The organism is Sphingomonas sp. BL-S-28 (assembly GCF_055521515.1).
Map to the genome: position 1 here is coordinate 1,658,506 of NZ_CM145484.1, position 19,191 is coordinate 1,677,696.

Genomic DNA, 19,191 nt, shown 5'->3' on the forward strand with positions numbered 1-19,191 from the left:
CGATGAGCGAGCCCCGTACATTCGCGTCGCTTTCGCCGAGCCTGCTGGCCCGCAAGGGCAGCGCCAAGCCGGCGATGCGCCGTCAGGACAACGCCTCTTTCGGCATGAGCGGCATGACCGCCGCGCCGGCACCGATCGACGACCTTGGCTGGAACGACTGGGGTGCGCCCGAACAGGCTGCGCCGGTTGCGGCTGAACCTCCGGTTGCGGTTGTCGAGGCCGTTGCGCCGATGACTGTGGTGGTTTCGAACCCGGCTCCGATCGAGGAACCGGCTTTCGAGGCTCAGGCTTTCGAGGCTCAGGCTTTCGAGGAAACGCATGAGGCTGATCTCGGCGACATGCATTTCTGCGAGGAAGAAGGCGAAGACGGTTCGACCGACGCGCCGATGGCATCGCTCATGCCCGAAATGCCGGCTCTCGCGCCGCGCAAGCCGGACGTGCTGCGTCAGATCGAGGATCTGGCCGAGCGCATCAACCGTACCGCCGCGCCGGTGCGCCCGATGATCACCGAAGGTCGCCGCGCTGCATTCACGCTGCGGCTCGATGCCGAACGTCATTTCCGCCTCAAGATGGCCGGCGTGCTGCTCAACCGCAGCGCCCAGACCATCGTGACCGAAGCGCTGGACAAGTACCTGGCCGAATTCGCCGACGTTTCGGCACCGGCCCGCATGGCCGCGAAGCGCAGCTGATCGTCCTAGGGGGGACATTCTGATGGAACGCCTCAATTCTTCTCGCACCCGTACGGTTGGGCTGACGATGGGCGCGGCCATGGCAGCGGCGCTGCTGGTCAGCTGTGCGAGCCACGGACCAGTCGCCAGCTCCGGCGCCCCTGCCACGGCTTCGGCCGATGCGGGTGACAAAGCTATTGCCCGTGCCGAACAGCGCGTGGCCAAGTCTCCGCGTGACGCTGCCGGTCGTTCGGCTCTGGCGCAGGCGTATCTTACTGCGGGTCGCTTCGATTCGGCGGCCACCACGTTCGAAGATGCGATCTCGTTGGGCGATCAGGATCCGCATACTGCCCTTGGTGCCGCGCTGGCCTATATCGGTGCCGGCCGCAATGCAGAGGCGCTGGCCGTGTTGGAGCGCGTGCAGGACAAGCTTCCTGCCAGCGATTTCGGTCTGGCCGTGGCATTGGCCGGTCAGCCGGCCAGCGGCGTTTCAATCCTGACCGACCTCGTGCGCGGCGGCGAGGCGTCGCCAAAAACGCGCCAGAACCTTGCCTATGCCTATGCCCTCGACGGCCGCTGGCGCGAAGCGCGTCTGATCGCATCGCAGGATCTTTCGGGCGATCAGCTTGATGCGCGCCTCAACGAATGGGCCTCCAGCGCCGCCCCGGCGCAAGGTCGTGAGCGTATCGCTACGCTGATCGGCGCGCCGCTGCGGGGTGATGCGGGTCAGCCGGCAATGCTGGCACTGAACCCGTCGACCGATAGCGCTCAGCTTGCCACCGCCGAAGCTCCCGCACCGGTCGCGGAAGTACCGGTTGCCGCTCCGGCACCCGTGCAGGTTGCTGCCGCCGGTGGCGAACTCCCGGCGGTGCAGTCCGGCGAAACCTTCTGGGGCTCCGGCCAGGCCGAGGAAGCGGCCCCGGCGCCTGTCGCCGCGCCGCGCCCGGCCATGACGGTTGCCGTTGCTGCGCGCAGCCTGCCCCAACCCGCCTTTGCACAGGCGCCGGCCGCGCGCCGCGCTGCCGCTCCGGCCAAGGTCGCCGTTGCGCAGCCGAAGCGGGTTGCCGGTGGCACGACCCATCTCGTCCAGCTCGGTTCGTTCCGCTCGATGGACGGTGCCAAGCGCGCCTGGGCCATCTTCCAGGCGAAGAATCCGAAGCTGAAGGATCACACCCTGCGCATCACCGAGGCGCAGGTGAACGGCCAGCGCTACTACCGCGTCGCCGCCGAAGGCTTCGATCGCGATGGCGCACAGTCGCTGTGCTCCACTGTCCGCAAGGGCGGATCGGCTTGCCTTGCCTATTCCGAACGCAGCCCGCTGCCGGGCGCCAAGCTTGCGAGCCGCTGACGCGCCTCACTGCTTTACCAGTTCCATGTGAACCTGAACGGCCCCTGTTTTCGAACAGGGGCCGTCTTTTTTTGTGGGTATGGGGAGTTGGCTGGTCAGCGATCAGCGGAGCTTATCAAATCCAACCCGTCGCCCCCGCGAAGGCGGGGGGCCGCTTTCTTTTTGCCCAGCGCGCAAGAGAAGCGGGGGCCCCGCCTTCGCGGGGATGACGGTGTGTTTTGAGAGAGATTTGAGCGGGGCTGCGTCGTGTTCGGCCCCGCTCTGGTCCATGAAACCGATTACTTCTGCAGAACCGGCACGCCGCCCTTGAACAACGCCACGGCGCGGCCCTGCACGGGCTGCTTGTCGAACGGCGTATTGCCGGCGAGGGCGGCCATCTTGTCCGAATCGACGATCCACGGACGGTCCGGCGCGATCACCGCGATGTCCGCTTCCGCGCCCACCTCAAGCTTGCCGGCATTGACGCCCAGCAGTTTCGCAGGGTTGGTGGCGATCAGCTCGAACGCGCGCGACAGGGAAATCACGCCATCGCGGACGAGGTTCATGGTGTGCGGCAGCAGCGTCTCTGCCCCCGCCATGCCCGGCGCCGAATCGGAGAACGGCAGGCGCTTGTCCTCGGGCCCGCGCGGATCGTGGCCGGATGCGATGACGTCGATTGTGCCGTCGCCGATGGCGGCGATCACCGCCTTGCGGTCGTCTTCCGAACGCAGCGGCGGGGAGAGGTGGGCGAACGTGCGGAAACCTGCCAGCGCCAGGTCGGAGAGCATGAAGTAGGCCGGCGTCACGCCCGCCGTCACTTTCAGACCGCGCGCCTTGGCCGCGCGCACGAGGTCCAACCCCTTGGCAGTCGTCACCTTGCGGAAGTGGATCGGCGCATTCGCCAGTTCGGCCAGCGCGATGTCACGGGCAATCGCCAGCGCTTCGGCTTCGGCGGGGGCAGAGGGCAGGCCCAGACGGGTGGCCATTTCGCCCGCGGTGGCGACGGCCTTGCCGACGATGCCCGCGTCTTCCGAATGGGTCATCACCACCATGCCCAGCATGCCGGTGTACTGCAGCAGGCGCAGCATCGTGCCCGAATCGCCGATCCAGCTGCGGCCAGTGGCGACCGCCTTGGCGCCGGCATCGCGCATCAGCGCGATTTCGGCCAGCGAAGTGCCTTCCAGCCCCTGCGTCGCGGCGGCGAGCGGGTGGACCCAGAAGTCCGGCTTGCCCGATTGCGCGGCGAAGCGCACGCGGGCCGGCACGTCGAGCGGCGGGTTCTGGTCCGGCATCAGCGCCGCGCGGGTAATGCCGCCGAAGTGGAAGGCGGGCTTGTCGATGGCGAAGACGCCAAGATCGACCAGACCCGGTGCGATCAGGTGGCCGCCGGCATCGTGGACGGTGTCGCCCGGTTGCGCGGAGACGTCGGCGCCGATCGCGGTGATGAAACCACCCTCGCAGCGCAGAGCGCCGGGGGTGATAGTGCCGTCGGCAAGGACCAGTTTGCCGTTGGTGAGGGTGAGGGGTGCCTGATTGCTCATGCCCAGCCCTCCACATTGCGGGCTTTTCGGGTCAGCACATCAAGACAGGCCATGCGCATGGCCACGCCCATTTCCACCTGCGTGGTGATCTGCGAGCGGCCGACCAGATCGGCCACGTTCGAATCGATTTCGATGCCGCGGTTCATCGGCCCCGGATGCATGACGAGGGCGTTGGACTCAGCCTTGGCAAGCCGGTCGAGCGTCAGACCGTAAAGATGGCGATATTCGCGCGGGGAGGGGATGAACTGGCCTTCCATGCGTTCCAGCTGGAGCCGCAGCATCATCACCACGTCGGCGCCCTTCAGCGCGGCGTCGAAATCGTGGAACACCTTCACGTTCATCCGCTCGATATCCGCGGGCATCAGCGCGGGCGGCGCGCAGACGCGCACTTCGGCGCCCAGCGAGGCGAGCGAGAGGATGTTCGAACGGGCGACGCGGCTGTGCAGGATATCGCCGCATATGGTGACGCGCAGGCCGTTGAAGGCGCGCTTGGCCTGCCGGATCGTCAGCGCGTCCAGCAGGGCCTGGGTGGGGTGTTCGTGCTGGCCATCGCCGGCGTTCAGAACCGGGCAGTCGACCAGATTGGCGATCAGCTGCACCGCGCCCGAACTGGCATGGCGGATGACGATGGCATCGGCGCGCATGGCGTTCAAAGTCATCGCCGTGTCGATCAGCGTTTCGCCCTTCTTCACGCTGGAATTCGCCACCGCCATGTTCACCACATCGGCGCCCAGGCGCTTGCCGGCGATCTCGAAGCTCAGCAGCGTCCGCGTCGAATTCTCGAAGAACGCGTTGATGATCGTCAGGCCCGAAAGCAGATCGCGGCGTTTCTGCGTGCCGCGATTCATCTCGACCCATTGTTCGGCCTCGTCGAGGAGGAACCAGATCTCATGCGGGGCAAGACCGCCAATGCCCACGAGACCGCGATGCGGGAAGGCGAGCGCGCCTTCCGGATAGATATATTCTGGGGATGTCATCGAAGATCAGGCACTAGGCCCAGCTGGCTCCGGGCTCAAGCATTTTACGGGCAATAACACGCAAGAGATGCGCTGTGTCCGGAAACCTTGTTTCGCGGTCTGGCGGCAGGCCGCCGTGGGGCGTATGCAGGTTCCCGGAAAGGCTGGTGAATCCATGAAGTTCGCGCACAGGGTCTGGAAATTGCTGGTCGGCGTGAAGGACGCGCTGGCGCTGGTTTTCCTCTTGCTGTTTTTCGGCCTGCTCTACGCAGTGCTGACGTCCCGGCCGGCGGCCACCCGCATTCAGGACGGGGCGCTGCTGCTGGACCTCAATGGATCCATCGTCGAGGAGAAGAGCCGGCCCGATCCGCTAAGCCTGCTGGCCAGCAGCCAGGCGCCCGCCGGTCAGTTCCAGGCGCGCGACATAGAACGCGCGCTGAAGCTGGCCGCGACGGACAAGCGCATCAAGGTCGTCGTGCTCGACATGTCGCGCTTTCTGGGTGGCGGCATGGTGCATATCGAGGAAATCGGCCACGCGCTGGACGATGTGCGCAAGGCGGGCAAGCCGGTGCTGGCTTTCGCCAATGCCTATGCGGACGACGGCGTGCAGCTTGCATCCCACGCCAGCGAAGTCTGGATCGATCCGATGGGCGGCGCCTTCGTGGCGGGGCCGGGCGGCAACCAGGTCTATTTCAAGGCGCTGCTCGATCGCTTCAAGGTCAACGCCCACGTCTATCGCGCGGGCACCTACAAGAGCTTCGTGGAGCCCTATCTCCGCAACGACATGTCCCCCGCCGCGCGGGAAGCCTATCAGGACATCTACGGCGCGCTGTGGGGCAGCTACAAGGCGGATGTCGCCCGCGCCCGCCCCAAGTCGCAGCTGGACCGCATGACCGGCGATCCTATCGCCTGGACCAAGGCCACCGGCGGTGATTTTGCCCAAGGCGCAAAGGCGGCCGGACTGGTCGACCGCATCGGCGACAAGAGCGAATTCGACGCCCGCGTGACCGAGATCGCGGGCGAGGACGACGCGCGGGACGATAACGACCTGCCCTACAAGCACACCGATCTGGCGGCATGGCTGAAGGCCAATCCCGAAAAGCAGGAAGGCGCGAAGATCGGCGTTATCACCATCGCGGGAGAGATCGTCGACGGCGACGCCGGACCGGGCCGAGCAGGCGGAGACCGCATCGCCCAGCTGCTGGACGACAATATCGACGAGGGCTTCAAGGCGCTGGTCGTGCGAATCGATTCGCCTGGCGGCTCGGCCATGGCCGCCGAGCGGATGCGCCGCGCCATCGATCGGTATAAGGCGAAGAAGATCCCCGTCGTCGTCTCGATGGGCAACCTTGCTGCCAGCGGCGGCTACTGGGTCTCCACCCCGGGCCAGACGGTGTTCGCGCAGCCGGCGACGATCACTGGCTCGATCGGCGTTTTCGCGGTGGTGACCAGCTTCGAGAAGACGCTGGGCGAATACGGCGTCACCAGCGACGGGGTGAAGACCACGCCGCTGTCCGGCCAGCCCGACATTCTGGGCGGTTTCACCCCCGAAGTGGAAGGGATGCTGCAGGCCTCCGTCGAAAATACCTATGGCAAGTTCGTCGCCCTTGCGGCGAAGGCGCGCAAGACGACGCCGGAAAAGATGGATACGATCGCACAGGGCCGCGTCTGGCCGGGATCGGAAGCGCAGAGGATCGGCCTTGTCGACAAGATGGGCGATCTGGACGCGGCGCTGGCCGAAGCGGCCCGGGTCGGCGGCGTCGGCAACGGCAAGTGGCATGCGGTCTATCTGCAGAGCGAGGAGGACACTTTCAGCAAGTTCCTCAGCAGCATGACCTCTCAGGCCCCGGATGACAGCGCCCACGTGCAGGCGGGTGCCTACGACTTTACCAGCCTGGTTTCGCGCCGCCGTGACGAACAGGCTTCGCGCGTGGCCGGGCAGTTGACTGCGATGCTCTCAAGCCGCGGGGCGCAGGCCTACTGCCTTGAATGCCCGGTCGTACCGGGCAGCGCAGATCGCAAGGCGGACCAGGTTTCGACCCTGCGGATGCTCGCCAAGCTGGTCGGTTTCGACTGATGGAACCGGATGTCGCCGCTTAATCCGGCGGCGGCATCTCCAGCGGGCCGGTATCTGGCTGGTCGAAGTCCGGTCCTCCGGGCGGAAGTTCCTCGGGCAAGTCCGGCGGGCCGGGCTCCATCGGCGGAACGGGCGTTTCGGGTGGGGTATTGCCGGGATCGTCTGCGGGTTGGGTGGCCATGTCGCCTCTCGCTCGCTGGTGCGTGTCTGGTTCGTAGGTAACGCCTGAGGGTGCAAGTTGGTGCCCCGGCAAGGCGGTGCAGCCCGCCTTGCACCCGAAACGCCACGGCCATCCCACGCACAATATAAGGGCACGGCGAATCGCCGCCCTTGCCCTTTCCCGCGTGTCCTTATAAGGGCACGTTCCTTGAGTTTCTGGCTTTCATCCATGCGGGCGTGGCGGAACTGGTAGACGCGCTGGTTTTAGGTACCAGTATCGAAAGATGTGGGGGTTCGAGTCCCTTCGCCCGCACCAGTCTCGTCGCCCCGGGGGAGGGTAGCCGCGAGAATCGGCCCGCAGGCTCGTTGCCGGGCCCGTTGAATTGCACAGGAAGGCATTTGAAATGCAGATCGTCGAAACCACCAACGAGGGCCTCAAGCGCGCCTACACGGTGACCATTCCCGCTACCGCCATCACCGCGCGCGTCGAAGGCGAAATCAAGAAGATCGCCCCGCAGGTGAAGATGCCCGGCTTCCGCGCCGGCAAGGTGCCCGCCAACCTGGTCAAGAAGATGCACGGCGAAGCGATCCATCAGGACGCGCTGAACGCCACCATCCGCGAAGCCATGGATAAGCTGGTCACCGACCACGCGCTGCGCCCCGCCATGAACCCCGACGTTGCGCTGGGCGAAGGCTACGAACAGGGCAAGGATGCCGAGCTGACCGTCAGCCTGGAAGTCCTTCCGGTCATCGAAGCCCCCGCCATCGACGGTCTGAAGCTTGAAAAGCTGGTCGTGCCCGTGTCGGAAGACGCCGTGACCGAAGCGGTCGAGCGCATTGCCTCGCAGCAGCAGCGTTTCGAAACCAAGGACGGCGCGGCCGCTGACGGCGATCAGCTGATCATCGACTTCACCGGTAAGCTCGACGGCGTCGAGTTCGACGGCGGCAAGGCCGAGAAGGCCCCGCTGGTCATCGGTTCGGGCCGCTTCATCCCCGGCTTCGAAGAGCAGCTGGGCGGCGCCAAGGCTGGCGACGAGCGCACCATCACCGTGACCTTCCCGGAAGACTACCCGGCCGCGAATCTGGCCGGCAAGGAAACCACCTTCGACATCGTCGTGCACGAAGTGAAGGCACCTGCCGAATCGAAGCTGGACGACGATTTCGCCAAGGAACTGGGTCTTGAGAGCCTTGAGCAGCTCCAGGGCCTGCTCAAGGGCCAGCTGGAGCAGGAAACTGCCGGCCTGACCCGCACCGCGATGAAGCGCCAGCTGCTCGACCAGCTTGCCGCCGGTCATGACTTCGACGTGCCGCCGACCATGGTGGAAGCCGAATTCTCGCAGATCTGGCAGCAGCTGACCCAGGAAGCCGCTGGCGAGGAAGATCCCGCCGCCGCTCTGGCCGAGATCGAAGCCGAGAAGGACGACTACCGCAAGATCGCCGAGCGCCGCGTGCGCCTTGGCCTGCTTCTGTCGGAAATCGGCCAGTCGAACGGCGTCGAAGTGACCGCGCAGGAAATGTCGATGCTCGTCGCGCAGGCCGCGCAGCAGTATCGTCCGGAAGACCGCCAGCGCTTCATGGAATATGTCCGCCAGGACCCGATGATGGCTGCCCAGCTGCGCGCGCCGCTTTACGAAGACAAGGTCGTCGACTTCCTTATCGAGAAGGCTGACGTCACCGAGCGTGAAGTGACCCGCGACGAACTGCAGGCCGCCATCGAAGCCGACACCGACGGCGAGAAGGCCACCGAAGCCAAGAAGCCGGCCGCCAAGAAGGCCCCGGCCAAGAAGGCTGCCGCCAAGAAGGACGAAGCTGAAGCTACGGCCGAGGAAGCTGCTGCCGAGGAAAAGCCGAAGAAGGCTCCCGCCAAGAAGGCCGCTGCCAAGAAGGACGAGGCTGTCGAAGCTGAAGCCGAGGCGAAGCCGGCCAAGAAGGCTCCGGCCAAGAAGGCTGCTGCCAAGAAGGAAGACTGATCGCGTCGCGTAGAACGCTGACCGATCGTTGAAGGCCCGCCGTGCGCAAGCACGGCGGGCCTTTCCTTTTGCGGAGTCGGGAGAGTGCTCAGTCTCCGGGCGGCGCCACTGCCACCCAGCCATTGCCGATGCGCCGAAGTTCGATGGATTTCACGGCAAAGCCGCTGCGTCGCAGGTGGGTGAGGATCGCGGCGGCATCGAACCGGTGGTCGGCATCGTGCTCGGCCCAGAACAGTGTGGGGCAATTCCGCGCCAGCTTGCGCGAATCGTCCGATTCCAGCGCGAAGCCGAAGTGCGTGGCTACCGCCCGGTAGGCCCAGGGAATCACCGCGGCGTTGTCCACCGGAGGGCCGGCGATGACGTTGGCGTTCCAGAAGCGGTCGGTATGCACCAGCGTCTGCGGACAGTGCGCGACCTGATCGGCGATGAAGCCGCCAGTGCCATACCACGAATAGCGTGCCTGCGTGATTTCGACGTTCTCCACCAGCGACCATGCCGAGAGGATGAACGCAAGGCCAAGGAATAGCGCGGTCATGCGCGGCCCCAGCGCATGCAATAGTCGCCCGCAGGCGAGAGCGATGCCGACGCTGACGGCGCCGACCATCGCCGTCAGATACTTCTCGATCAGCATCGGATGCAGCAGGTGCAGCACCACGAGAATGCCCAGCCCGAGCACGACGCCGCCCGCCAGCAGCGTCAGCGTGCTGATGCCGCGACAGGGGAAGCGGCTGCGCATGAGATCGCGCCCCAGCAATGCCACGCCCGCCAATGCCCCCAAAAGGACCAGCGGATTCGCCTCCAGGCTTCGCAGCAGTGCATATTCGATCGACCAGCGCGCACTGGCGAGGCCGGGGCTGATCCAGAAGCTTTGCGTATTGGCCTGCCAATAGGGCAGTTGGACAAGGCTGACGGCCATGAAGACCAGCCCCGATGCCGCGGCAGGCAGGGCAATGGCGCGGGTCTGCGCCCAGTCGCGCCGCACCAACGCGGCTGCCAGGAAGGGGACGACAAGGGCCCCTGCGATCAGCGTGGTGACGATATGGGTGTTGAAAGCCACCAGTAGGGTGGCGGCGTAGACCAGTCGCCGCGCCGTTGATCCGCCTTCGCGGGTGAGTTCCAGCGCGGAAAGCGACAAGGCCAACAGAATGCCGACGCAGAGCGATAGGAAGTAGGATCGCAGCTCGCTCGCGCTCATCACCGACCAAAGATTGCCCATCAGCAGCAGGAGCAGCGCGGTGCCGGCCGGCAGCAGGCGCGGCACATCGCGGACGATCAGCGTGCCGGCCAGCAGACTGACCATGCCGATCGCCAGGTTCAACAGCCGGTGCGTCTCGGTCTGGCCTAACCACGCGGTCGCGCGGGCGAGCGCATAATAGAGGGGAGGGTGGTTGTCCGGCAACCAGCTGGTGTGAAGCGCCTCAAGCCAGCCCGGGCCGACGCGGGTGACGTATTGCGTGTAGAATTCGTCATACCAGGGCCCGCGATGCAGGCAGGCCCATGCAATCGCCAGGGCGAGAGCAATCGCGGCGAGCAGAATCGTGCTCGCATGGAGCTTTTTCGACATGGTGGGCTCCCCCCGAAGCCGGCGACACGTGAATTTACTTATCTTATGAAGGGATGGCCGAAATATTGATGGCGGGCAACGGAGAGGGCACAAATCCCCCGTCCATCCGATCGGAACCGGCGCAAGTTACGCTGTTCCGCCCGATTGCCCCCCGATAGTTGTGTGTCCTGCATCGAATGAAGGGTTAAAGCCCTTGAACATCGGGCAGGGGCACGCGACATAGGCGGTCCAAACCAAAAGAGGACTCCCATGCTCGACCTGTTTGGCGCCTCGGGCGCCCAAGGAAAGTTCACTACCGACCCCGTTACCGGCGCACTCGTGCCGATGGTCGTCGAGCAGACCAGCCGTGGTGAGCGCAGCTTCGACATCTATTCGCGCCTGCTGCGCGAACGCATCGTTTTCATCACCGGCGAAGTCGAGGACCACATGGCCTCGCTGATCGTCGCGCAGCTCCTGTTCCTCGAATCGGAAAATCCGACGAAGGACATCTCGATGTACATCAACTCGCCGGGCGGCGTGGTGACGGCCGGCATGGCCATCCACGACACCATGCAGTACATCAAGCCGCGCGTTTCGACCGTGTGCATCGGCCAGGCCGCATCGATGGGCAGCTTCCTGCTCGCCGCCGGCGAGCCGGGCATGCGCATCGCGCTGCCGAATGCCCGCATCATGGTGCACCAGCCCTCGGGCGGCGCGCGCGGCATGGCTTCGGACATCGAGATCCAGGCGCGTGAGATCCTGCGGATGCGCAAGCGTCTCAACGATCTCTACGTGAAGTACACCGGCAAGTCGCTGGACGAGATCGAGAAGGCGATGGACCGCGACACCTTCCTCGAAGCCGAGGAAGCGCTGGCGTTCGGTCTGGTCGACAAGGTCTTCGAAACGCGGCCCGACGCCGACAAGCCGGCCGAAGCCTGAGCATGACGCAGAAGGTCGGTGCCTGCGGGTATCGACCTTCAGTTCTTTGCAACGGTTATCGGGGTACCCATATAGGGCTAGGATTGCAAAACCGGCCCCGTCCAAGGTAGACTCGACGAGTCGCCTGGAAATGGCCTAAAGACGGAAAATGACGAAATTGAGCGGATCTGACGCGAAAAGCACCCTCTACTGCAGCTTCTGCGGCAAGTCGCAGCACGAAGTGCGCAAGCTGATCGCGGGCCCCACGGTCTTCATCTGCGACGAATGTGTCGAGCTTTGCAACGACATCATTCGCGAAGAAACCAAGGCCGGAATTGCGGGCAAGAAGGACGGCGGCGTGCCGTCTCCCCGTGATATCTGCGAGACGCTGAACGACTACGTGATCGGGCAGGACCGCGCGAAGCGCGTGCTGTCGGTAGCGGTGCACAACCACTACAAGCGCTTGAAGCACAGCGGCAAGCAGGGCGATGTGGAGCTGTCGAAGTCGAACATCCTGCTGGTGGGTCCCACCGGTTCGGGCAAGACGCTGCTCGCGCAGACGCTCGCCAAGACGTTCGACGTGCCCTTCACCATGGCCGACGCCACCACGCTGACCGAAGCCGGTTACGTGGGCGAGGACGTGGAGAACATCATCCTCAAGCTGCTGCAGGCTTCCGACTACAACGTCGAGAAGGCGCAGCACGGCATCGTCTACATCGACGAGATCGACAAGATCAGCCGCAAGGCCGAGAATCCGTCGATCACGCGCGACGTTTCGGGCGAGGGCGTGCAGCAGGCCCTGCTGAAGCTGATGGAAGGCACCACGGCCTCGGTTCCCCCGCAGGGCGGCCGCAAGCATCCGCAGCAGGAATTCCTGCAGGTGGACACGACCAACATCCTGTTCATCTGCGGCGGCGCCTTTGCGGGTCTTGAGAAGATCATTGCCGACCGCCTCCAGAAGCGTTCGATCGGCTTCGGCGCGCATGTCGCCGATCCGGACAAGCGCCGCGTGGGCGAACTGCTCCAGAAGGCGGAGCCGGAAGATCTGCTCAAGTTCGGCCTGATCCCCGAATTCGTCGGCCGTCTGCCGGTGATCGCGACCCTGAACGACCTCGACATCGAGGCGCTGGTCAAGATCCTGCGCGAACCGAAGAACGCGCTGATCAAGCAGTACGCCAAGCTGTTCGAGCTGGAAGACGTGGAACTGACCTTCACGGACGAGGCGCTTGAGGCGATCGCCCAGAAGGCCATCGACCGTAAGACCGGCGCGCGCGGCCTGCGCTCGATCGTGGAAGGGCTGCTGCTCGACACCATGTTCGACCTGCCGACCGAAGGCGATATCGCCGAAGTCGTCGTGGACAAGGATGTGGTCGAAGGCCGCAAGGAACCGGTCCGCGTGCTGAAGGGCGACAAGGCCGAAGCCGCAGCTTAAGCGCTGCCGCTAGGTCAAAACGAAAAGGGCCCGTCCGGATCATCCGGGCGGGCCCTTTTCGTTGTGGGGCTTTCGTTGTTCGGCGCAATTGCCGTGGTCCGCGCGGTGTGCTTCGGTCGGGCGATGAAGCGTTATCTCTTCGTCTGCAGCCAGAACAAGCTGCGCAGTCCAACGGCCGAACAGATATTTTCCAGCCGGGGCGATATCGAAGTGGCCTCGGCCGGAACCAATGTCGATGCCGTGGAGCCGCTGACTGGCGAACTGGTCGCATGGGCCGATGTGATCGTGGTGATGGAAAAGGTGCATCGCAGCAAAGTGCAGCAGCGGTTCCGTCGCCATCTCAACGGGCAGCGGATGATCTGCCTCGACATTCCGGACGACTATGCGTTCATGGATCCGGCGCTGGTCGAACTGCTCGAACTGCGGATGTCTCGCCACCTGCCGCCCCGGCCGACGGGCCGAGGCGGGTAGAACTAGGCCTCAGTTACCGTCGGGGCGGGGACCCATGCCGCCGCCACCGGGACCACGCTGGCCGCGCGGGGGCATCGGATCGCCCTTCTTCATCGTGCGAACGACCTGACCGTCGCGGGAGATGGTCATCTGCTCGGTCTCGGTGGACTTGAGCAGCCAGCCCTTATCGCTCTGCACCCAGGTATCGTGCGAAAGCTCGCTCATGGCGAACTGGTGTGACTGGCCATCGCGGTCCTGCCGATTGCCCGCAGCATCCTGACGCTGTTCGACTTCGGCGGTCTGGCCGTTGACGGTCACCGAAAGGATCGTGTTGGTCGACTTGCGGCTGGGGTCGACGGGAATATTGGCAAGGCGATCGATCATGTCGTCGGCATTCATCGAATTGCCGCCCAGATCGGTGCGCTTGAAGTCGGGCGTGAGGAAGGGCTTGATATCGTCCGGCTCGCGCGTGTCCATCGCGGTCTTGAGGGCGGCGTAGCGCGCTTCAAGGTCGCTCTTGGTGTCGGCATGGGCAAGGCCGGGCAGCAGGGCGCAGCCAAGCGCCGCGGAAAGCAGCAGGCGGGCGGGGTATCGAGGTGTCATTGCGGATCTGTCCATCCAGTCGGTGATGGACACGATTCCTAGCCACGGGCCCGCGTGCCGCAATCGGGATTATTGTACCTTATTGTCGCGGAATTCCCTGTGCGCCTGCGCGGTGCTGGAAACAGCCCAGTCAATGTTCAGACGACCATTTCGCTTTCCAGAGCGCAGGGGGTGTGGGCCTCCGTCTCGATCTGGATGGTCGGGTGGCCGATCTTGAATTTGTGATCCAGATCGTGGGCAAGATCATGCAGGAATCCATCGCCGGGCTGGCCGGCCGGCATCACCAGATGCGCGGTGAGGGCGGTTTCGGTCGTGCTCATCGGCCAGACGTGAAGGTCGTGAACGCGCGCGACACCGGGGCGAGCTTCCAAGAAGGTGCGGACGGCGGCGATGTCGATGCTTTCGGGCACGGCCATCATCCCCATGCGAAGCGATTCGCGCAGCAGGCTCCAACTGGACCAGGCGATGACGGCGGTGATGATCAGTGAGGCGATAGGGTCAACCATGGCCCAGCCCGTCCACACGATCACGATCCCGGCAATCACGACCCCGGCCGAGACCGCAGCGTCAGCCATCAGGTGCACGAAGGCGGCACGCAAGTTGAGGTCGTCCTTGCTGCCCTTGGCGAACAGCAGGGCGGAAAGCGCGTTCACCGCGATGCCGAGCGCGGCAACGACGATCATCGTCGTGCCGGTAACCGGTGCCGGTTCGGCAAACCGGCGGATCGTTTCCACCAGGATCGCGCCGATCGCCACCCAGAGCAGGGCGGCATTGGCGATGGCAGCGAGGATCGAGGAACTCTTGAGGCCGTAAGTGAACCGTTCCGTCGGCGGGCGAGAGGCGAGCACGCTGGCCGCCCAGGCGAGCAGCAGCGACAGTACATCCGAAAGATTGTGCCCGGCATCGGCCAGCAGCGCCATCGAATCGCTGATGAAGCCGGCTGCGACTTCGGCGATGACGAAGACCAGGTTCAGTCCTACCGCGAGTGCGAAGGCCCTGCCGACATTACCGGGAACGGCATGATGATGCCCGTGGTGGTGGTGGCCATGATTGTGGCCATGATGATCGTGTGCGACGCCCATGACGGTGATGATTGCCACGGCCAGTCGGCCGCCATCAAGCGATGTCGTAACATGTCATAGCTTCGGCGGCCCTCATGCGGCAGTGCGGAAAACGGGCGTAAGGCATCCTCGTGACATTTATGCCGCAGTGGGGAAGCGTGAATTTTTCGACAATCCTCGGAAATGTCACAAAAAATCGGATCCAACTGCATCGTTTCTGCCACACGGGTCAAAAATTGCTGCGACCTGTCCAGAAATGAATCCACTGTGTCAGAGACTTGTCATATTGCGCTGCTCTTAGCAGCCGCAGCAAAACTGTGGCGGGGCAAACCTTCTGCAAATTGCAACCAACCCATTCAGATGGCTCCAGGGGGCTAAGATGAAATTTCACACCGTTCTCTCTACGGCGACCAGCACGCTGGCCGTTGGCGCAGCGTTTCTTGCCATGCCGGCTCTCGCTCAGTCGACTGGTTCGACTGAATTCGAAGAAGGCACGATCCTTGTTACCGGTTCCGCCCAGCGCGGCATCGACGGGATCCAGCTGCCCGATTCGACCAAGACCAAGCAGGTCATCACCCAGGACATGATCGCCAATCAGCGTTCGGGTCAGGCCATTCACGAACTGATCAACCTGGTTCCGGGCGTCAGCTTCCAGAACAACGATCCGTACGGCGGTTCGGGCGGTACGCTGAACATCCGTGGTTTCGATGCCAGCCGCATCTCGCTGACCTTTGACGGTCTGCCGCTGAACGATACGGGCAACTACGCCCAGTATTCGAGCCAGCAGCTCGATTCGGAACTGGTCGAGCAGGTGAACGTCAACCTCGGCACCACCGACATCGATAGCCCCACGGCTGCCGCGTCGGGTTCGACGGTGAACTATCGTACGCGTAACCCCACCGAAGACTTCCACGTCAACGTGCGCGGTTCGGCGGGTGAATACGGCTACTTCCGCATGTTCGGCGTGGTCGACACCGGCGTGTTCACTGGCATTGGCACCCGCGCGTTCGTTGCCGCCAGCCATGCGACGAACGAGAACCCGTATCAGCGTTCGAGCAAGACCGACCGCACGCAATTCAACGCCAAGATTTATCAGCCGATCGGCGATAATGGCGACTTCGTGTCGGTTGCGGGCAACTACAACATCAGCCGTAACCGCAACTTCTCGTCGGTTCCGCTGCGCACTGACAGCAAGATTTTCGCCGTGTCCGGCACCTCGCCGAATCAGACCCTGACGAGCACCGATCGCGTCGTCGGTTCGGGTTCGAGCAACCGTTTCCCCACCAGCATGAGCGAAGCCGATTACACGCTGGCCTCGTGCCACATCGCTGCCGCCAATCCCGGCGTCACCGACTCGCCGAACACTTGCGGCACCCGTTACGACGAGAGCTACAACCCGTCGAACACCGGTAACATCCGCATCAACTCGCGCTTCACGCTGTCGGATAGCCTGATCCTGACCGTGGATCCGAGCTACCAGTACACTAAGGCCAATGGCGGTACCGGCGCGGTCACCGGCTATGAAGGCTTCTACACCCGCGCTGCGACCTCCACTCTCGCGGCAATCGGGCCGATCTATGGCTACATTGGCGGCAAGCCTTACTTTGGCGGCGTCGATCTGAACGGTGACGGCGACACGCGCGACAGCGTCACGGTTTATGCTCCCAGCGAAACCAAGACCAACCGCTTCGGCCTGATCGCCAACCTGATCTGGAACCCGATCGACGGTCAGACCTTCCGCCTGAACTACTCGTTTGACTACGGCCGTCACCGCCAGACTGGCGAAGTTGCCGCAGTGTACGGCAGCGGCCTGACGACGGAATACTTCCCCGAAGACAATCCGCTCCTCGATGTGGGCGGCGGCGTCATCCAGAAGCGCAACCGCAAGTCGATCGCCATGCTCAACCAGGTTTCGGGTGAGTACCGCGGCGAATTCATCGACAAGCGCCTGACCGTCAACCTGGGCATTCGTTCGCCCTGGTTCACGCGCAAGCTGAACAACCTCTGCGTCACCGAAGCGGGCGGTTCGTTCGTCGACTGCTTCACCGACGCGGCGCAGCAGGCAACCTTCCTGGCGGCCAATCCGACTTATGTCGGCCCGACCAAGCGCAACTATAACTTCCACAAGATCCTGCCGACCGGCGGTTTGAACTTCTCGGTCACCGACAACCTGAGCGTGTACGCCAACTACACCAAGGGTATGCAGGTTCCGGGTACGGACAACCTGTATCAGTCGCTGGGCTTTGCCGCTGGCCAGGCTCTGCCGAAGCCGGAAACCACCGACAACCTCGACATCGGCACGCGCTTCATCTCGGGCAAGTTCCAGGCGCAGTTCTCGGCCTGGTACACCTGGTTCAACAACCGCCTTGCTTCGTCGTACAACCCCGAACTCGATGTTACGACCTATCGTAACCTCGGCAAGGTTCACAAGTACGGCCTCGATGGCAGCGTTGGCTACTCGCCGATCCCGGAAGTCACGCTCTATGCCTTCGGTTCGGTGCTGAAGTCGAAGATCATGGACAACGTTCAGTCGGGTGAGTGCACCGCGGCCAACGTGGCTGCCGGCGTCTCGACCGGCATCGGCACCTGCTCGGCCGTTGGCGATCCGATCTACTACATCACCAAGGGCAAGCGTGAAGGTGGTGCTTCCACCTACATGTTCGGTGGCCGCGTGCAGGGCAACCTGGGGCCGGTCGAACTGGGCGCGCAGGCGAAGCGTACCGGTCCGCGTTACGTGAACGATCAGAACCTGCCGATCGTTCAGACCTACACGGTCAACGGTGCGACCACCACGTACCAGGTCTATGGCGCCAAGACCCCGGCCTACACGGTCGTGGATCTCGACGCGAAGGTCGGTCTGGGCTTCCTCGGCCTGAACGACATGACCTACCTGCAGCTCAACGTGACCAACCTGTTCAACAAGCTCTATGTCGGCGGCTTCACGTCGAACACGGCTACGAACTCGGTTCCTTACGCCTACATCGGTTCGCCGCGCACTGTCAGCGGCACCATCTCGATGGGCTTCTGATCCGAAAAATCGCGTCACGCGAAACAGGGGAGGGGAGGGAACTGCGGTTCCCTCCCCTTTTTTGTTGGCTGCCAACTTTGGAAAATCATTCAGCGCGGAACATGGAAATTCACGAAGATACCGTCGATCTTGCCGATGCCGGGGCAATTCCCGAGGGCACGCCACATAGTCTGTTCGAAGATGGCTACGCCTTGGTCGTGGGCACGATCCTGCTGTCGATGGGCCTCATTCTGCTGCAGCAGGCCCAGCTTGCGACTGGCGGCGTGGCGGGGCTTGCGCTGACGCTGAATTATCTCACGGGCGCGCCCGTGGGACTGCTCTATGCGGTGCTGTCACTGCCCATGCTGGCACTGACCGTGCGGTCCATGGGGAGTGCGTTCCTCCTCAAGACGATGATCGTGACGCTGGGGCTCTTCGCACTTACCGCGCTTGCGCCGCATGTGCTGGTGCTGGATTATGTCGCGCGCCCGGTTGCCGCGGTGTTCGGCGGGACGCTGATCGGCATGGGCGCATTGGCGCTGGCCCGGCACGCGGCGGGTTCGGGCGGGTCGGGTGCGGTCGTGCTGTCGCTCTACCGGACGCGGGGATGGAATGCCGGGCGCACGCAGATGATCTTCGATACCGGCGTTCTGTTGTTTTCGCTGCTGGCGCTGGACCTTGTGCAGGTCCTCTGGTCGCTGCTGGGCGTCATGGCGACCGGCGGCATCCTATTCGTGTGGCACCGGCCAGGTCGCTATAACGGGTATTAATTTAGTCGTAGACGCAGGAATCGAAGCCTTCGCGCTTCACCGTGCCGATGCGTGCGGCGATGATATTGCCGTAGCGGCGCGTGAAGCCGGACGGGTTCTTGACGTCGCGCGTCTTGGGGCTGGGCAGTGCGGCGGCGATGCGGGCGGCCTCGATCGGGGTCAGGTTGGTGGCGGACTTGCCGTAGTAGCGCTGGGCACCCGCTTCCACGCCATAAGTGCCGATGCCGGTTTCCGCGACGTTCAGGTAGACTTCCATGATCCGCCGCTTGTCCCACAGGTTCTCGATCAGGAACGTGAACCAGACCTCGAAACCCTTGCGCAGATAGCGGATCCAGCCGTCGCCCTGCCAGAGAAAGACGTTCTTCGCGGTCTGCTGGCTGATCGTCGATCCGCCGCGAATGCGGCCGCCGGCGGCATTGCGCTCGAACGCCTTTTCGATGGCATCGGTGTCGAAGCCGTTGTGGGTGCAGAACTTGCCGTCCTCACCTGCGATCGCGGCGGCGACCATGTTGCGGTCTATCCGGCTGAGCGGCTGCCAGTCCTTGGTGATGCCGTTGCCGTCCACCAGCATCGTCACCGTCACCGGCGGCGGCACGAAGCGGTAGAGCACGGTCAACCCCACGCTGATGGCGACGAACCAGATGATGACCTTGGCAAGGATGCGCAGCAAAGGAAGGGAGCCCCGAATTCTCAGATTGACGCCGCCTGC

The 19,191-nt window shown here is 64.0% G+C and carries 16 protein-coding genes and 1 tRNA gene; 10 read left to right on the top strand and 7 right to left on the bottom strand.

The window, feature by feature from the left end:
- The first annotated feature begins 2 nt into the window (after nt 1–2).
- Both ACZ1JC_RS16590 and ACZ1JC_RS16595 read left to right on the top strand, forming a co-directional pair.
- Entirely contained in the window at nt 3–689 is a 687-nt protein-coding gene (locus ACZ1JC_RS16590; RefSeq protein ID WP_465135821.1) for a hypothetical protein, read from the top strand.
- Between the two features lie 22 nt (nt 690–711).
- Nucleotides 712–2,016, top strand: a complete 1,305-nt coding sequence (locus ACZ1JC_RS16595) for an SPOR domain-containing protein (protein WP_465135820.1) — start codon at nt 712–714, stop codon at nt 2,014–2,016.
- Between the two features lie 278 nt (nt 2,017–2,294).
- On the opposite strand, the gene ACZ1JC_RS16600 is transcribed toward ACZ1JC_RS16595, so the two are convergent.
- Complete coding sequence (locus ACZ1JC_RS16600; RefSeq protein WP_465135819.1) at nt 2,295–3,536, bottom strand: dihydroorotase; 1,242 nt, start codon at nt 3,534–3,536, stop codon at nt 2,295–2,297.
- Nucleotides 3,533–4,513 carry an aspartate carbamoyltransferase catalytic subunit gene (locus ACZ1JC_RS16605; RefSeq protein ID WP_465135818.1) on the bottom strand — a complete coding sequence of 327 codons (981 nt, stop codon included), beginning with the start codon at nt 4,511–4,513 and terminating at the stop codon, nt 3,533–3,535. Before ACZ1JC_RS16605 ends, ACZ1JC_RS16600 begins: the two co-directional genes overlap by 4 nt.
- A gap of 154 nt (nt 4,514–4,667) precedes the next feature.
- Here ACZ1JC_RS16605 and sppA point away from each other — a divergent pair, with 154 nt between their 5' ends.
- Nucleotides 4,668–6,569: a signal peptide peptidase SppA gene (gene sppA / locus ACZ1JC_RS16610; protein WP_465135817.1), complete on the top strand. Its 1,902-nt coding sequence runs from the start codon at nt 4,668–4,670 to the stop codon at nt 6,567–6,569.
- Nucleotides 6,570–6,588: 19 nt separating this feature from the next.
- On the opposite strand, the gene ACZ1JC_RS16615 is transcribed toward sppA, so the two are convergent.
- The gene (locus ACZ1JC_RS16615; RefSeq protein WP_465135816.1) at nt 6,589–6,750 is read right to left on the bottom strand and encodes a hypothetical protein; all 162 of its coding nucleotides are present in this window, start codon (nt 6,748–6,750) and stop codon (nt 6,589–6,591) included.
- 209 nt (nt 6,751–6,959) lie between these two features.
- Between ACZ1JC_RS16615 and ACZ1JC_RS16620 the strand changes: the two genes are divergently transcribed.
- Nucleotides 6,960–7,044: transfer RNA gene (locus ACZ1JC_RS16620), tRNA-Leu, on the top strand.
- A gap of 88 nt (nt 7,045–7,132) precedes the next feature.
- Nucleotides 7,133–8,698 (top strand): trigger factor, encoded by a 1,566-nt coding sequence (gene tig, locus ACZ1JC_RS16625; RefSeq protein WP_465135815.1) that lies wholly within the window; start codon nt 7,133–7,135, stop codon nt 8,696–8,698.
- Between the two features lie 88 nt (nt 8,699–8,786).
- Here tig and ACZ1JC_RS16630 read toward each other — a convergent pair whose 3' ends face one another.
- Nucleotides 8,787–10,262: a hypothetical protein gene (locus ACZ1JC_RS16630; protein ID WP_465135814.1), complete on the bottom strand. Its 1,476-nt coding sequence runs from the start codon at nt 10,260–10,262 to the stop codon at nt 8,787–8,789.
- A gap of 249 nt (nt 10,263–10,511) precedes the next feature.
- Between ACZ1JC_RS16630 and clpP the strand changes: the two genes are divergently transcribed.
- The 3 genes from clpP to ACZ1JC_RS16645 all read left to right on the top strand — a co-directional run bounded on the left by clpP (nt 10,512) and on the right by ACZ1JC_RS16645 (nt 13,062).
- Nucleotides 10,512–11,180, top strand: coding sequence for an ATP-dependent Clp endopeptidase proteolytic subunit ClpP (gene clpP, locus ACZ1JC_RS16635; protein WP_465135813.1), 669 nt, complete (start codon nt 10,512–10,514; stop codon nt 11,178–11,180).
- A gap of 148 nt (nt 11,181–11,328) precedes the next feature.
- Nucleotides 11,329–12,591: an ATP-dependent Clp protease ATP-binding subunit ClpX gene (clpX, locus tag ACZ1JC_RS16640; protein WP_395390794.1), complete on the top strand. Its 1,263-nt coding sequence runs from the start codon at nt 11,329–11,331 to the stop codon at nt 12,589–12,591.
- Nucleotides 12,592–12,714: 123 nt separating this feature from the next.
- Nucleotides 12,715–13,062, top strand: coding sequence for a low molecular weight protein tyrosine phosphatase family protein (locus tag ACZ1JC_RS16645; protein WP_465138572.1), 348 nt, complete (start codon nt 12,715–12,717; stop codon nt 13,060–13,062).
- A 9-nt stretch (nt 13,063–13,071) separates the two neighbouring features.
- Here the strand turns inward: ACZ1JC_RS16645 and ACZ1JC_RS16650 are convergent, their stop codons facing one another.
- The gene (locus ACZ1JC_RS16650; RefSeq protein ID WP_465135812.1) at nt 13,072–13,644 is read right to left on the bottom strand and encodes a nuclear transport factor 2 family protein; all 573 of its coding nucleotides are present in this window, start codon (nt 13,642–13,644) and stop codon (nt 13,072–13,074) included.
- 137 nt (nt 13,645–13,781) lie between these two features.
- Nucleotides 13,782–14,726, bottom strand: coding sequence for a cation diffusion facilitator family transporter (locus ACZ1JC_RS16655; RefSeq protein ID WP_465138571.1), 945 nt, complete (start codon nt 14,724–14,726; stop codon nt 13,782–13,784).
- A gap of 358 nt (nt 14,727–15,084) precedes the next feature.
- Between ACZ1JC_RS16655 and ACZ1JC_RS16660 the strand changes: the two genes are divergently transcribed.
- Together ACZ1JC_RS16660 and ACZ1JC_RS16665 are read left to right on the top strand one after the other, a co-directional pair.
- On the top strand, nt 15,085–17,733 hold the full coding sequence (locus ACZ1JC_RS16660; RefSeq protein WP_465135811.1) for a TonB-dependent receptor: 2,649 nt from the start codon (nt 15,085–15,087) through the stop codon (nt 17,731–17,733).
- 101 nt (nt 17,734–17,834) lie between these two features.
- Nucleotides 17,835–18,482 carry a YitT family protein gene (locus ACZ1JC_RS16665; RefSeq protein ID WP_465135810.1) on the top strand — a complete coding sequence of 216 codons (648 nt, stop codon included), beginning with the start codon at nt 17,835–17,837 and terminating at the stop codon, nt 18,480–18,482.
- Nucleotide 18,483: 1 nt separating this feature from the next.
- Here ACZ1JC_RS16665 and mtgA read toward each other — a convergent pair whose 3' ends face one another.
- Entirely contained in the window at nt 18,484–19,149 is a 666-nt protein-coding gene (mtgA, locus tag ACZ1JC_RS16670; protein ID WP_465138570.1) for a monofunctional biosynthetic peptidoglycan transglycosylase, read from the bottom strand.
- Nucleotides 19,150–19,191 lie beyond the last annotated feature (42 nt).

Coding starts and splice junctions, on each gene's coding strand:
- ACZ1JC_RS16590 (WP_465135821.1), top strand. CDS start 3: ATGAGCGAGCCCCGTACATTCGCGTCGCTTTCGCCGAGCCTGCTGGCC.
- ACZ1JC_RS16595 (WP_465135820.1), top strand. CDS start 712: ATGGAACGCCTCAATTCTTCTCGCACCCGTACGGTTGGGCTGACGATG.
- ACZ1JC_RS16600 (WP_465135819.1), bottom strand. CDS start 3,536: ATGAGCAATCAGGCACCCCTCACCCTCACCAACGGCAAACTGGTCCTT.
- ACZ1JC_RS16605 (WP_465135818.1), bottom strand. CDS start 4,513: ATGACATCCCCAGAATATATCTATCCGGAAGGCGCGCTCGCCTTCCCG.
- sppA (WP_465135817.1), top strand. CDS start 4,668: ATGAAGTTCGCGCACAGGGTCTGGAAATTGCTGGTCGGCGTGAAGGAC.
- ACZ1JC_RS16615 (WP_465135816.1), bottom strand. CDS start 6,750: ATGGCCACCCAACCCGCAGACGATCCCGGCAATACCCCACCCGAAACG.
- tig (WP_465135815.1), top strand. CDS start 7,133: ATGCAGATCGTCGAAACCACCAACGAGGGCCTCAAGCGCGCCTACACG.
- ACZ1JC_RS16630 (WP_465135814.1), bottom strand. CDS start 10,262: ATGTCGAAAAAGCTCCATGCGAGCACGATTCTGCTCGCCGCGATTGCT.
- clpP (WP_465135813.1), top strand. CDS start 10,512: ATGCTCGACCTGTTTGGCGCCTCGGGCGCCCAAGGAAAGTTCACTACC.
- clpX (WP_395390794.1), top strand. CDS start 11,329: ATGACGAAATTGAGCGGATCTGACGCGAAAAGCACCCTCTACTGCAGC.
- ACZ1JC_RS16645 (WP_465138572.1), top strand. CDS start 12,715: ATGAAGCGTTATCTCTTCGTCTGCAGCCAGAACAAGCTGCGCAGTCCA.
- ACZ1JC_RS16650 (WP_465135812.1), bottom strand. CDS start 13,644: ATGACACCTCGATACCCCGCCCGCCTGCTGCTTTCCGCGGCGCTTGGC.
- ACZ1JC_RS16655 (WP_465138571.1), bottom strand. CDS start 14,726: ATGGGCGTCGCACACGATCATCATGGCCACAATCATGGCCACCACCAC.
- ACZ1JC_RS16660 (WP_465135811.1), top strand. CDS start 15,085: ATGAAATTTCACACCGTTCTCTCTACGGCGACCAGCACGCTGGCCGTT.
- ACZ1JC_RS16665 (WP_465135810.1), top strand. CDS start 17,835: ATGGAAATTCACGAAGATACCGTCGATCTTGCCGATGCCGGGGCAATT.